Source organism: Pantoea sp. GABEPS69 (assembly GCF_045780835.1).
Lineage (GTDB): Bacteria > Pseudomonadota > Gammaproteobacteria > Enterobacterales > Enterobacteriaceae > Pantoea > Pantoea septica.
The window spans coordinates 111,903-125,466 of record NZ_CP118620.1 but is presented as its reverse complement, the minus strand read 5'-3'; the positions used below and the strand labels follow the sequence as shown (position 1 = coordinate 125,466).

The following is a 13,564-nucleotide window of genomic DNA, read 5'->3' as shown; positions in this document are numbered from 1 at the left end:
ATGGAAAAGATTTTTGTCATCTGTTTTGTCGTGTTCTTCTTCCTCATCGTCTTCATTACGGTAAGCCGGGCTTTCAGCATCATCAGGCACCGGTTCTATATAATCTGGATCGGGACGTTCAGATATAGTGACCTCAGGTTTTCTGCCGGGGCTTCAACTGTATATGCATGAACTAAAGAACTGGTGGCTGTTTAACGAATATGTGGGCTAAGCGTAAATAAATTTATTTTTAGCCGCTTGTGCTTGTGGCAATGAAGAGGAGCACCGGGATGTGAAGACAGTACAAAAACAAAAGAGACGCTGCCACCAAATTCCGGCCCTGAGAGGGCCGTTTTTTTCAGAGAAATGATAAAAAACCATCGCATTGACTCAAGACATAATTTTCTGATTAAGCAGTAAAAATCTCGTTGCCCTGCATGCATCCTTGCCTTCTATCCACTTTTTCTGTTCGCTGAGTTGCAGCTACCTTGCCGGGTTTCATCCCCTGAAGGTCAAAGGCATAAACAGCTGATGGCCCCCTCTGGCTCCCAGGCGTGGCCGGGTCGTCAGCCCTGGCGCGCAAACCGGCAGAGCCGGTAAGCTCCGCCGGACCGCACAGGGTTCCGGGCCTGGCGGCTGGGGTCTGATGGCAACGGCAAGGTCAACCCTGAATCTGGCCGCGTAATTCAGTCCTGTAGCCTCAAATGAAAGTGAAAGGCAAATTAGCAGGTTGCAAGGTTACAGGCTAAGACTGGAAAAGGTCCGCTATGAGCGAGGAGTGGAAGTCCGCGATTGTTCTTACAGTCGCTAATGAAGACATTACTAACATCATGGTATATTCCTAACGGGGAGCAGGTCGTTTATGCTGGTCGCCATTATTACTGATGACGAGAAACAGCTTATACACATTCTCAACTTTCAGCTGCTCACCACAGCCACAGCAGACAGCTCCGTGAGGAGTTTTTTTTTCATCATTTTTAAGAGTGAGCTGAAATCGGCGCTTTCCACAGGATGGGCACCGAATCTTAACTCGTCCCATCAGGAGACTCCGTTGTGAAATAGTTTGATGGAAGAGCCTGGCAGGTATTCAGGATAAAGACAAAAAAAGTTACCGGAACCGCAAAATCAGTGGCAGAGCGTCAGTTCATTACGGCTTTATATGACCCTTCCTTATGAACAGCGCACTAACACTGACCGCAGGCAGACCGTCGGGTTAAAACCGTCACAGGATTACCTTGAAAGAGGTTTCGATGACAAACAGCAGGGTGATATCAGTGAAGAGGTTACGCAGGTACTACCGCGCTCACCTCAGCAAAGAGTAAGCCTTCTGATTTGATGACAGTTGCAGTGACTGTGAGTAGTTCAGGAAACTCAGCGCTGGAGAGCGCGCACTGCTGATTGTATCTCCGTGGCTGGCCTGTCTGGCGCTCTGTTATTATCCCCGAAGGCTGCGACAAAATTTTATGCGTTTCTTTGTTGCGACAACATCACCTGATTAATTTGGTTCATCTTGTCTTTGCTTCAGTCAGTGACTGCTGACCGTCATCGGCAATAAAATCCGCAGATGTGGTGATGCTGCCAACTTACTGATTTAGTGTATGATGGTGTTTTTGAGGTGCTCCAGTGGCTTCTGTTTCTATCAGCTGTCCCTCCTGTTCAGCTACAGACGGGGTGGTGCGTAACGGTAAAAGTACTGCCGGACATCAGCGCTATCTCTGCTCTCACTGCCGTAAAACATGGCAGTTACAGTTCACATACACAGCCTCTCAACCCGGTACGCACAAGAAAATCATTGATATGGCCATGAATGGCGCTGGATGCCGGGCAACTGCCCGCATTATGGGCGTTGGCCTCAACACGATTTTACGTCACTTAAAAAACTCAGGCCGCAGTCGGTAACCTCGCGCATACAGCCGGGCAGTGACGTCATCGTCTGCGCGGAAATGGACGAACAGTGGGGCTACGTCGGGGCTAAATCGCGCCAGCGCTGGCTGTTTTACGCGTATGACAGGCTCCGGAAGACGGTTGTTGCGCACGTATTCGGTGAACGCACTATGGCGACGCTGGGTCGTCTTATGAGCCTGCTGTCACCCTTTGACGTGGTGATATGGATGACGGATGGCTGGCCGCTGTATGAATCCCGCCTGAAGGGAAAGCTGCACGTAATCAGCAAGCGATATACGCAGCGAATTGAGCGGCATAACCTGAATCTGAGGCAGCACCTGGCACGGCTGGGACGGAAGTCGCTGTCGTTCTCAAAATCGGTGGAGCTGCATGATAAAGTCATCGGGCATTATCTGAACATAAAACACTATCAATAAGTTGGGACCATTACCCGTTATGGTTAGTATTTTCGCTCATCTCACTAACAGACTGACTGGAAAAGAAAAATGATGGCTAATGCTGCCGATTTGGTTGTTCTGATTGCCGATCCGGCGGGCTTTTCATCCGAGGTTTTTAGGATAAAGCATGAGGTTGTCTTATCTGAGTTGCTTAACGAGGCCCTCCTTCATTACATGCGTAATCCGGGCTGGTTTGAGGTTAGCTTCAGAGAAACCCGCTTTTATGCCTGCCAGCTCGTAACCATTCCACTGCTCGCTTTTATTAAAAATCGCGTCCCGGCCAGGCAGCTGCAGGCGGCGGCCGAACGGTCACTCACACAGTTGAGACAATATTCAGACGTAGCCGACCCGGCTGCATGGATAATGGTTAATGCGGATTTCCTGGTCCCCCTCCCCCGTCCCGGCGTGAACCTGTGGCACGCCAGAAAAATAAAGAACAGTCTCGAAAAGGCAATATTTACTGAGCCCGGGGAAATAACTCACTCAAAAATCAAAACCGCCCCGGTCGGTACAAAATCCACAACATCCGCTAAAAAAGCAAATCCACCAAAAAAGGTGTTGGAAGAAAAAAACGGGCCCGATGCAGATAAAGTGATAGAGCGTGTAATGCTGGGCTGGCGCGTCAGGGATATATGTGAAGAACAGGGCTGCTCTGAATCTTACGTCTACAAGCTGATAAAAAAGCGCAAGGGAAGCTCTGCAATGGATTACCGCTGGAAGCAGTGGGAGCTGATTTCACGCATGTATCATGCCGAGCCAAAAATGACGATAGAAGAAATTGAGCAGGCCTGCGGAGTATCTCGCGCAGTCATCTATCACGCCGTTAAAAAAATAGCCGATCGTGACGGACAGAAAATCATCCCTCGGGAGCATGAGAGAAAACTGACACCAGAAGATGTTGAGGCGATAAAAGTAAAGTTAAGCCAGGGCATACTCAGAAAGCATATTCTGACTGAATACAGCATCACGAACGACACGCTTATTAAGTACGTTGGCACGCATGAAGATTACAGGGTTATATCTGAAGAATTAAAAGACTATGCGGTACGATTGCGCGTGCAGGGTAAAACGCTACAGCAAACCGCCGATATACTGGGTGTGACGGTTGCAACGGTTAAACGCGCATGGAGCAAAAAGAAAGACTCTCCTGAAATTAAGGAAAAGCGCGTCAAGTATGATAACCGTAACGTACTGTCTAAACGCGACCGCGATCAGGCAGTTAATGCTGTCTTACGAGACGGCCATACAAGAAAGCAGGTTTATACACAATACGGAATTAATGCACTGACGCTACGCCGTTATATTCGTGACGCGCTGAAAAGAGAGACCGATGCACTGAGGCAGGATGACAATGGAAAAGACGAGAAGGGTGACTCCTGAATAAGAAGCCTGATGTATTCGCAGATAGATCAGGCTGGCATTAATTATTTAAAGTACTCCAGTAATTTACCGGCAACTCTTTCCTTCATCTCTTTAGGCCAGTCTGGATCAAGAAGCATTTCGTTCCTGACGACTTTAGAAGTATCAACCGTTTCTTTCATGATGCCGAAAATTGCGTCGATAATGAACCCATTCATCAGCGCATTTTTAGCAATGAGTTCCAGCTTTTGATCGAGCGTTTTTTCAGATGCATCCTTGTTAAGTTTGTTTTCATGCACCCGTAAACCGAGTTTGAACATTTCCATTACGAACGCTGATCTGTTAGCTGTATCACGGGATTCGCCGTCTTCCAGTTTTTTTTCGACGTGTGCATCAATCTTTTCCAGCAGTGAAAAAGGGATGGTAAGGTTAACCCGGTTACGCTTAGCTGCATTTTCATCATTCATATTTTTTTCTCACACTCGTTTTAACTAATATATGTAAGCATCACATCGGACCAGACAATCTGGAAGGGTGCAGACTCATCTTTTATGGTAACCATCAGGTAACATCAGGCTTAAAACTGAGTAACCATATGGAAACCAATAGTTAGAAATCCATTATAAACTACTGATAAACCTATAACAAACCATATGGTAACCAAGAAAAAACTTTCAGGATTCCACTGGGTTACCTTCTGGTAAGTCAGCATAAGATTAAATTTTCTACGGTTTAAAGCTAAGTTGCTGATTTATAATATATTAACCAGCAAAAAGAAATTTGCGAGTGGTGTGTAAAAACCTAACTCTTATGATATTATTGAACCTGACACCTCCCCCGAACTTTTCAAATCAGGAGCCGCAATGTGTTTATTTACTCACGCTGCAGCCCTGCTGGCGACAGGCATTTTCTCCGCCAGCGTGAATGCGGACTTTTTTATTAAAGCTGGTGAATGGTATTCCATCGACCCCGACTATCTGCGCGCTATCGCCTGGCAGGAGTCACGCTACAATCCGGCAGCTGTAAATACCAACCGGACCAAAGATGGAAAACCCGGCAGCAGTGACTACGGGCTCATGCAGATTAATTCGGTCACAATGCGCCGCTTACAGAAAGAGTACCCAGGCCTCAGCAAAGAAAAGCTGCTCAGCGAGCCGTGCCTGAACATTTATATTGGTGCCATGCTGCTGCGCCGCAATTTCAATCAGTACGGCACAACGTGGCTGGCGGTGGGAATGTACAACGCGGGAATGAAAAACCTGCCGGTTACCGTAACGAACCGCTATAACTATGCGATGCTGATTGATAAACATTACAAGGCCATCAAGTCAGGTAAAATTCCGCGCAAGGCATTCAGCGGCTGAACGGCTTTTCATACTGACGAAGCGCGCAGCCCAGCTTTATCTCTCTGCGCTGTATTTGTTTAAAGACGGCAACGAAGCTTACGCGCAGAATTACCCGCCCCGGCTCCATGCCGGGAACGGGTAACAGAAGTAACTTCTCTTTTTTTTCGTAAGCACCGCATGTACAAACACTGCGGTGGATTACATTTATCCGTCACCGGTTCAATACCGGTCACGGATAAAATCCGGCCAAAAAAAGGAGCCCTGCGGCCCCCTGTCTTTTATTTTATTTCCGCAAGCTTTCGGTTTATCTCACCCTGCACGCCCTGATTGTGCCAGAAGTAATCGCACCCGACCCTGTATAGCTCGCCGGTGTTAAATCGCGCCAGCGTTATTTCTTCACCTTCCAGACTGCTGCCATATTTTTTAGCGATCATGTCCACCGCCTTTCCCTTCATCTCATCCGAATAATCCCGATCGGTAAAAACGTAGCCCACGCCCCCATAAATGCGATTAAAGGGAGAAGCACAGGAAACGGACATATCCTGCATACCGTCAAAATAACTGTCTTTGTACTTGTCGGTTACGGCTTTTACTTCTTCCTCTGTCGGCCCGTCAATCCAGTTAACACTTACGCTGTCATAACTGCGCATGCGAACGGAAAATTTAACCCCCGAAAATCTGGCCTTCAGCTCCTTACGAATATTAGACGTCACCTGCACGGCTCCGTTTTTATCCTGCGAAAGCGCGGCATATTCCGGTGCCGTTTTTAAACGCTCGCATTCAGCTGCATAAAGACGCTCTTCCTCCTCTTTCTCCTGCTGCCTGCGGCGTTCTTCCGACTCGGCATGTTTTACAATGCGCGCCGTTTCTTCACCGCTTTTTATTTCCGGAAATATGCTCCACTGTTTTCCGTGCAGGATACTTTCCGGCAGCCCGCGAGATATTCCGCCGCTCTCAAACGCAATATCAAACGTGGCATTACCGCCATAAGATACGCAGCCTGAAAGCGACCCGACTGATGCCGGTTTTTGCTCGCCGTGAACGGCGAACACGACACCCCGCCCGCGATTGTAAAGAACTGTGCTGACAACCTGACCGATAACCACTGCCTGCGCATTGTGCATTTTCATTTCAGTTTTCCTTAAATCAGTTGAGACGAAAAAGCGGCCCGCCCTTCCAGGCCGCGCAACGTTTTCAGAACGGGATCTCGTTCAGGGTGGTATCACCGGCACCGGCAGTTACCTGATTTTTTGGCACCGGATTGAGCGCGTTTTCCAGCGAGATAACGCCGCGTGCGACGTCACTGGCCAGGTAATAATCCAGCCCTGCGTCACGCGCTTCGTGCAAGCGGTCAAAAAATGCTTTTGCCTCTTCAGCCCTCACCGCAGAGGCACGACGCATATATTCCCGGCGAGCCTCCTGCCAGGAAGCTGAGCGGTAAAAAATCTGGCCACGGCTGACAATGATGAATCGCCCAGCTGCGTTTTCGCCCAGGTCGTACAGCGCCGTCATGCCTCCGCCTGAACTCGCCACACACGGCAGCGCGGTATGTCCGGCAGCCATCAGCGCGCTGACATCAGTTTCATCAAGCAGCAGCACGTCCGTGCCATAGCTGCCGTTTCGCGCCGGGAAGTGCTTCCCCTCTGACGGCGTGACCTTTTCGCCGTTTTTGCCTGTGACGTGCCAGCGCGTGCGCAGATCGTTTGCGCTGACGCAGATTTTCGGGCCGTTACCCCATGTTTTGGGAGATTCTGAAGCGGCGACGTTGACGTTTTGTGTGTGCATGCTGGTTCTCCTGTCAGGTGATTAATTCATGTTTCGGTTAGTTCCTCGCGGCAAAGGGCTGAGAAGCAACGGCAGGCAGCAGATACAAGGGCGCCGCAGGCGTGCATTTCACCCTTGTATCTGATGAATGGTGGTGCCTGGATTCGCCCGCCGCGTGGGACGTACCGCAACATGACCACCGCGCCGGAGATGAGCATCCACACACCCGACCACAACGCCGCTTCTGGCGGTTTGGCGGAGCTAACCGGCTCTGCCGGTTAGCTCAGTGGGACTCGACGACCCGGCAACGCCGGGGAGCCGATGGGGGCCATGAGTTGTCAACCGCCACGTGTGTATCGAGCCCGAGGTAAGAGATTAAGACCACCAGCGCTTTTACGACTGAATTGGGTTAAACAACGGGAGGAGAAAAAAGGGATGTTAAGTAATGCACTGCTCAGACAGTGCAGGCTGGATGGAATGTTGTGCAGAAAATTTTGTTCATAACGAACGAATGGCTGGCATGCAGTTAAGACTCAAAATATGAAAGCCTTAGCGAATGGGGTATATCTTTCATCGGCCCCGGCGCTGTCCTTTGAGATTCAACCTGGCCGTCATCGCAGCAACATCTCTGCTGAAGTGGTGCATGCCGTGATACAGTGTTCACTCGCTGTCTGCCTCCCACTGTGACGTGTTTTCACACGTACCGTTCAGCAAAAACACCTACTATCTGCCAATTCCATCCAACAATCTTCCCGGGTTTCTGAAAAGCCTGAATTGGCCTGTGCTCGATTAGGCACCTGCGGAGGTAATTTTAAAGTTTTCAATGTAAGTGCCGATATATGCATTGCTTAGGCAGGTGAGTTTCACAGGGTATAGATCCTCAGCAGAAGAAACCTTAATCACCGGCTCCCCCGCCGCCGTCAAAATCAGAATAAATACTCTAAAGGGAACTCATGCGACTCAAATACGCCGCTCTGTTACTTGCCGTTGCTCTTTCAGGTTGTGACAACAATAAAGAAGTGATTGGCTGCTCTTCTGACATTACCAAATCTGCTTTTCTGGATTTGATCAAAAAGGCGGCTTATGAAGGTCTGTCCGAACAGGTCGACAAATATCAGGACGTTACTAGTCAGACGAAAAGAAGTGCCCTCGACAAAATTAAACTAGCGCTTTCTGAGATATCTACGACTTCCAGTGACACAGGCAGCACTATGAAAACCTGTGAAGCCACGGTTTCCATGACGCTTCCCGCAGATGAATATGCGCAGCTCACTGAAGCGTATCGCACGAACTTCAACCGCAATCTGGACAAGCAGCTTGAAGGCCTGTCGCTAGAAAATAACGCGAACATTTTCTCTAAGCGTATCGGCTATACAGCGCAGGCAACTGACGATCAGAAAAACGTGTTCGTTAAGGCCCAGATGGATAACCCTGTCTCCGCGGGCGCAAGTCTGATAACAGCACTCTCCATCATCAACCCTATCGTTGAACAGCAGAAAGTTCAGCAGGCTAAAGACGCCCAGCAGCGTCAGATTGAGATCCAGCAGCAGGCTCAGCTGCAAGCCCAGAAACAGGCGCAGTATGAGGCTGAACAGCAAATTCAGAGACAGGCGCAGCTTCAGGCACAAGAGAAAGCGCAGCAACAGGTCCAGCAGCAGTCTCTACAATCTACCAATCAGCAGCCTCAGCAGCAGAACTCTGACAGCCTTGCGCAGTCCCGGATTGCATTTGCGAATGCTGACTCTGACCTCAATACTGCCTGGGGAGCGTTAACGCCTGTTAAGAAAAAGGAATTACTGCCTTCTCAGCGACAGTGGATCAAAACTAAAGACGCGATGTGTGGCAAGGTCTCAATGCAGGGTAGTGATTACGAGGTGAAAAAAATGGTCGACTGCCAGGCACAGATGACCGCATCGAGAACCGACTTCATCAGAAACCAGTAATCAGGTTTACTCAGACAGGCATTGCCCTGCAAGCTGGTGGCCTGTGCCGCGCTGGCACCATCCAGTTGCAGGGTTATTCTTAAGGTCGTCACGGTATCCTGACGCAAAACCTTAACCTTATCCAACTGAGATACTGTCCTAGCTGCTTACCGTTTCAGAAAACATCATCATATGGAAATAAAATGATTAAATTTCGCATAGCTAAAATTGCCATTGCTGCATCATTACTTACTTCTCTATTTGCAAACACGGCCTCGGCCGATCCCGACCGCGACTTTTCAAATGTTGACTGCAACGATGCGAAAATGAGAGGCCTGCTGCTCGAGACTTACAATGATATTAAGAGTAACTCAGATGCTCCAACGGTTATTGATGTATATGACCAAAAAAAAATCATAGGGGATATAAACAAGCTGGCCTGCCACGGAACCTATGAGTTTTCTGACGGAGATAAGCTGAATATGACCTTTAAACTGTATAAGAACAGCATCGGTCAGTTTATAAACAGCTTTGAACCTGACTCTGACAATTAACACAGTAATCGTCAAGTAATTAAGTTAGCGGCGCTTCGCCGCTAACCAGCAAGAACAGTCTTCAGAAATCACTTCCAAAACGCTGTAATAGCGTTATCTAAAAACCGTGCAACCTGACGGCGCTACTCACAACCTCTGCAATCTGAATAGAGTGATCAGCGTTAAATCATCAATCCCGTCAGAGCTTCTTCCCTTCAAGATGGCAATTATATGACGTACCGCCGTGTTCACGGATCAACCAGTCTACCGCCTGACCGGAGATGCGGTTAATTGAGACCCTGGACATGCTGATCCATTGTTTTTTATCTCTGGACGCCTCAATGGTGTATTCAATTTCTCTTTCATTCACAGTCGGCCTGGCAACTCTGAACCAGGTATCATCCCTACCCATCGATTCTCCATCGACGGTGACGATGACCGCCTCAGTAAACCATGTGGTTGTCAGTCCATTTTTTACGCACGTATTCCCTGTCTGAGCTTTCATATTGAAGCAGAGCTTATTTTGCGTCAGATAGGGAACAGGCCAGATACCAGTGGCTGCCCTGTCATTTTTTGAGGCAGGTTCACAGACTATCAGTTGAGTGGCTGCAGCTACGTCTGTAATGGGCAAAGCTAGCAGGGTTAATAAAATTGCACGTTTCATAAGTTTGAAATCCATATCGGTAAAAAATTTCTATGGCATCATCTTGCATGAGCACACATCAGGCTTTAACACGCACAGCGAAATGAGTATCGGCTGTTAGCTACGGATCATTAACGCAATAGTAGAGAGGCACAATGAAAACGCTAACGCAGGAAAAGCCCCTTATCTGGCAATCAGATCTCATCCCCACACCATTGCTCCCCCTCACGCTGAGGAGCATTTTCCGGAGCCTGACAATATGAATGGTGGTTGCCGATGGCATGAGCTTGAAAAGGCTGAGTTGACGGGCATATGGCCTCAGGTCGTCAACGGACCAGAGCGTCCCGGCTCAGTTGTTGTCAAACACGGTGGTAGCGAGTCTGGCTTTCCCCTGCATGTATTGCCGAGGCCCTGATATTAGTCAATCAAATGACATCTCATACGTGTGCTCATATCAGGTCTCATTTTGACGTATGAGTACATTGGTCGCCTTTAATTCCGTAGCCGCTGCACCCCCAGAACTCGCCAAACTTACCCTGTCTTAATTTCATTGGCCTGCCGCATTTTTCACAGATTTTCATTTTGTTATCACATGCAGGATTATTGCATTGGCTGTGACTTCGCATGTCGAATGAAGGAGCAGCGCATTTTTCACATACCCTCGCCTTCCCTACAGTGCAACCCAGTCCAGTACTGCAACTGTAAAAATCTCCAAACTTGCCCTTTACCAAACGAAGGTAGCCTGATTCGCAGTGAGGGCACTTAAACATTTTGCGATACCGCTCTTTAAAGGTATCAGAGGCGATTTGCAAATCGTATTTAGGTGTAAGAAGCTCGGTAACAAAATCAGATGGTGCAGTGGGATCGGCAATGATGTAGCACTTGTGCCTTGCACGCGTGATACCCACGTACAGGAGGCGTCGCTCTTCAGAGTGCGGGAAAGTGTCCAGAGAGGGTAACAGAGCTTCGATGACAGCATCATCTCTGTTTTCGTTAGGAAAACCTGTCTTGCCCTGAGAAAAGCCAATCAAAATACAATAGTCTGCTTCCAGTCCCTTCGACTTATGAAAACTCCAGAAAAATACGTTTTCCTTAAATTCAGCGCCCCACACAGATTGTTTGGCTTCTGCTAACAGGTAATTATAGCGAGCGATAATAGCTATCGATGCGGTGGGCTCGTGCTGCCTTATTTTCTTAACCACCTCCAGCGCTTTGTCGCACAAACTCCTCTGAACACCAATTTTATCATCAAGAAGATAAACCTGAGGCTCCTCAACCTTGTGATGAGTATCAATCTCCTTTTTATACTGCTCGGGATTTTGCATAATGAAAGTCCCGGCAGTTTTGGCAATGCTATTGTTATACCTGAAAGTTTTCTGAAGTTTAGTCACCGTGCAATGACCAACAAGATCCTCAAAGCGAGTAGTCAACTCCAGTTTACCGCCTGAAAACCGATAAATAGATTGCCAGTCATCACCGACAATCGTCAGGGAGGGTGCGGGCCCTTTTGCTAAAATGCCCTGAATGAACTCCATTCGGGCCGCAGAAATATCCTGAAACTCATCAAGCAGAACATATTTCCATTGCGGAACATATGCTCCAGTGTTAATGACATCTATGGCACGGATGATCATGTCATCAAAATCAATAGTATTCTGACGTTTGAGTTCATCAATGTAGCCACTGTGCAACTCATCCAGTAGATTGGAATATTTCTCTGCATTAAAAATTTTTGCCGCGGTAAAACGCGCAAATATCCCTTTTTTATCTAATCTTTCGACACGGATTGACTGGAGAGCTTTCGTCATCAGTTCAGCCCAGCTTCCTAACTCCTGCTGTTGATTCAATTTCTCAAAAATTTCTTGGGGACTCATAGGGTCGAAACTGACCCCTGCCGCGGCTAGTCTGGCCTTAAACGCCGACAGTAATTTTTTCTCCTGCCATTCATAATGAAATGTTTCGATTAACGTAGTTCCACACTCCGCATGAAGTGCACGCTTTTTCTCTATAATTTCACCGTAATTACTGGCATCAATATCCGGCCGGGTTTTTCCGTCCCGGTCAGTTCCGTAATGTTCAATATATATATCGGTATCTTTAATGTGAAAATCAGGGCGGTAATCAAACCCAATTTCCAGTCGTCGTTTCGTTACATAATATGATTCATACTCATATTCAATTCTATTAACGTGCATGAAGTTAGCAAGCAAAAGTTCCTGGTAACCTCTCACTTTTTCGCCACCTAAAGTTCTGAATTCGTTATCGCGTAGATGTTTCTCATACTCCGATTTTGTACTGAACTGCAGAGCATCTACGGGAGGCGTAGTCAGCTCAATCAAATCAAAAACGCGCGCAGGATCGGCGCTGATATACTCATAAATCCATTTTGTAACCCACTGCTTGAGCTTATAATTATCTTCTGCAAACACACTTATCTGTGTGGAAATACCTGCATCTCTGAGTATCTGCCTGCCCAATGCATGAAAAGTAGAAATATAGGGCTTAGTGGCTAAAGTTACGCTTCCATTAATTGCTTTGCTTTCCAGACGTTCTTTCAGCTCATTTGCTGCAGTCTTGTTATAAGCAAGAACAAGAATTTCAGAAGGTTCAGCGAGTTTTCTGTCGATCAGGTCAAGAGCCTTAGCAACCATGACGGAGGTTTTCCCCGTACCTGCAGCAGCTAAAACCATATTACGATCGTTAGACCTTAAGACGCCCAGTCGCTGCTCAACTGTGAGAGGATTAGCTTCCACAACATCAAAGAATGCTTCCCGGTTCCTGAGCTGGCAGCTTTCATGATGTTCACGCAGAGATGCCATATCCAGTGGAAAGAATTTTAACATCATCTCGATCCTCTCAATAACCGAGGCGGGTAAATACTTCTTCCAGGTATCAGCTTGCACCACGTAGTGCCTGTGCAGCTCTGATATCAGGCTTTCGATCTGCTCTGACCAAGAGTCTCGAGGGTAATGGTTGATAGCTAAAGCATTAAATTCAGAAAAGCATGCCTTCAGATAATCCTGAATATGCTCTGACACAGATTGATTAATAAACTCCAGAAAGATTGCTGTTACTTTTTTTTGCAAAAAACCGGTTTTAATCTCAGTACCATCAGAACTGAAGCGCAACTGACTTCCCAGCACCGATTCATCAACATGCGCAAACGCACGCATCGACCTGATAGAGTAATGGGCCACTTCTTTACCCTGAAGTGACAACCACAACGTATCTGAAGTCGCATTGACTGAAGGTTTTCTAAAAAGTTTCCCAAGGAAATTAACCTGGACAGAACTGACTTCATTCATCAAAGTATCACTTAACATCGCTATCTATTCATACCCCATTCTCTCTGACATTTTTTTTGTACGCAACACCCTCCTGTTTCGAAGAATATCGCCCTTGAAACGGTCACGTAAGGACCCCTTCCTTCTGCAAGATATGAGAGCTCAAGTTAAATATTTAAGATTAAATCATACAAACCAATGCCTTGATTAACAGACCTTATCTGCTTTCCGATAAGCTGCAAGCCTACATAACTACTATTTATGGCAGGTGGGTTTCATAAAGGGTTCTGCTATGTTGAGCAACTTCTCATAAAGGGGTTCTACATCATGGGATTAGGAAAATTTTTTGGGATAAAAAAAAGATAAGTTTGTAATTGGCGGGATTACAACAA

The 13,564-nt window shown here is 47.4% G+C and carries 10 protein-coding genes; 5 read left to right on the top strand and 5 right to left on the bottom strand.

Annotated features, from left to right (window positions below; translation table 11 throughout):
- Window positions 1–1,602 precede the first annotated feature (1,602 nt).
- Window positions 1,603–2,300, top strand: a protein-coding gene (locus PVE98_RS22930; protein WP_227741456.1) for an IS1-like element IS1A family transposase whose coding sequence is annotated in 2 segments (ribosomal slippage) — window positions 1,603–1,852 and window positions 1,852–2,300 — 699 coding nt in all. Because the reading frame shifts where the segments join, the coding sequence is not laid out codon by codon here.
- 69 nt (window positions 2,301–2,369) lie between these two features.
- Complete coding sequence (locus PVE98_RS22925; RefSeq protein WP_033755903.1) at window positions 2,370–3,701, top strand: helix-turn-helix domain-containing protein; 1,332 nt, start codon at window positions 2,370–2,372, stop codon at window positions 3,699–3,701.
- A gap of 44 nt (window positions 3,702–3,745) precedes the next feature.
- Here PVE98_RS22925 and PVE98_RS22920 read toward each other — a convergent pair whose 3' ends face one another.
- On the bottom strand, window positions 3,746–4,147 hold the full coding sequence (locus tag PVE98_RS22920; protein ID WP_096073958.1) for a hypothetical protein: 402 nt from the start codon (window positions 4,145–4,147) through the stop codon (window positions 3,746–3,748).
- Window positions 4,148–4,543: 396 nt separating this feature from the next.
- Between PVE98_RS22920 and PVE98_RS22915 the strand changes: the two genes are divergently transcribed.
- Window positions 4,544–5,044 (top strand): lytic transglycosylase domain-containing protein, encoded by a 501-nt coding sequence (locus PVE98_RS22915; protein WP_333620648.1) that lies wholly within the window; start codon window positions 4,544–4,546, stop codon window positions 5,042–5,044.
- Between the two features lie 260 nt (window positions 5,045–5,304).
- Here PVE98_RS22915 and PVE98_RS22910 read toward each other — a convergent pair whose 3' ends face one another.
- Together PVE98_RS22910 and PVE98_RS22905 are read right to left on the bottom strand one after the other, a co-directional pair.
- Window positions 5,305–6,156 carry an LPD29 domain-containing protein gene (locus tag PVE98_RS22910; protein ID WP_096073960.1) on the bottom strand — a complete coding sequence of 284 codons (852 nt, stop codon included), beginning with the start codon at window positions 6,154–6,156 and terminating at the stop codon, window positions 5,305–5,307.
- Between the two features lie 64 nt (window positions 6,157–6,220).
- The gene (locus tag PVE98_RS22905; RefSeq protein WP_033755909.1) at window positions 6,221–6,811 is read right to left on the bottom strand and encodes a hypothetical protein; all 591 of its coding nucleotides are present in this window, start codon (window positions 6,809–6,811) and stop codon (window positions 6,221–6,223) included.
- Between the two features lie 932 nt (window positions 6,812–7,743).
- On the opposite strand from PVE98_RS22905, the gene PVE98_RS22900 reads away from it, so the two are divergent.
- Window positions 7,744–8,733 (top strand): lysozyme inhibitor LprI family protein, encoded by a 990-nt coding sequence (locus PVE98_RS22900; RefSeq protein ID WP_096073962.1) that lies wholly within the window; start codon window positions 7,744–7,746, stop codon window positions 8,731–8,733.
- Between the two features lie 182 nt (window positions 8,734–8,915).
- Window positions 8,916–9,266, top strand: a complete 351-nt coding sequence (locus PVE98_RS22895; protein ID WP_033755913.1) for a hypothetical protein — start codon at window positions 8,916–8,918, stop codon at window positions 9,264–9,266.
- Between the two features lie 178 nt (window positions 9,267–9,444).
- Here PVE98_RS22895 and PVE98_RS22890 read toward each other — a convergent pair whose 3' ends face one another.
- Window positions 9,445–9,909, bottom strand: coding sequence for a hypothetical protein (locus PVE98_RS22890; protein WP_033755915.1), 465 nt, complete (start codon window positions 9,907–9,909; stop codon window positions 9,445–9,447).
- Window positions 9,910–10,349: 440 nt separating this feature from the next.
- Window positions 10,350–13,193 (bottom strand): UvrD-helicase domain-containing protein, encoded by a 2,844-nt coding sequence (locus PVE98_RS22885; protein ID WP_333620647.1) that lies wholly within the window; start codon window positions 13,191–13,193, stop codon window positions 10,350–10,352.
- Window positions 13,194–13,564: the final 371 nt, after the last annotated feature.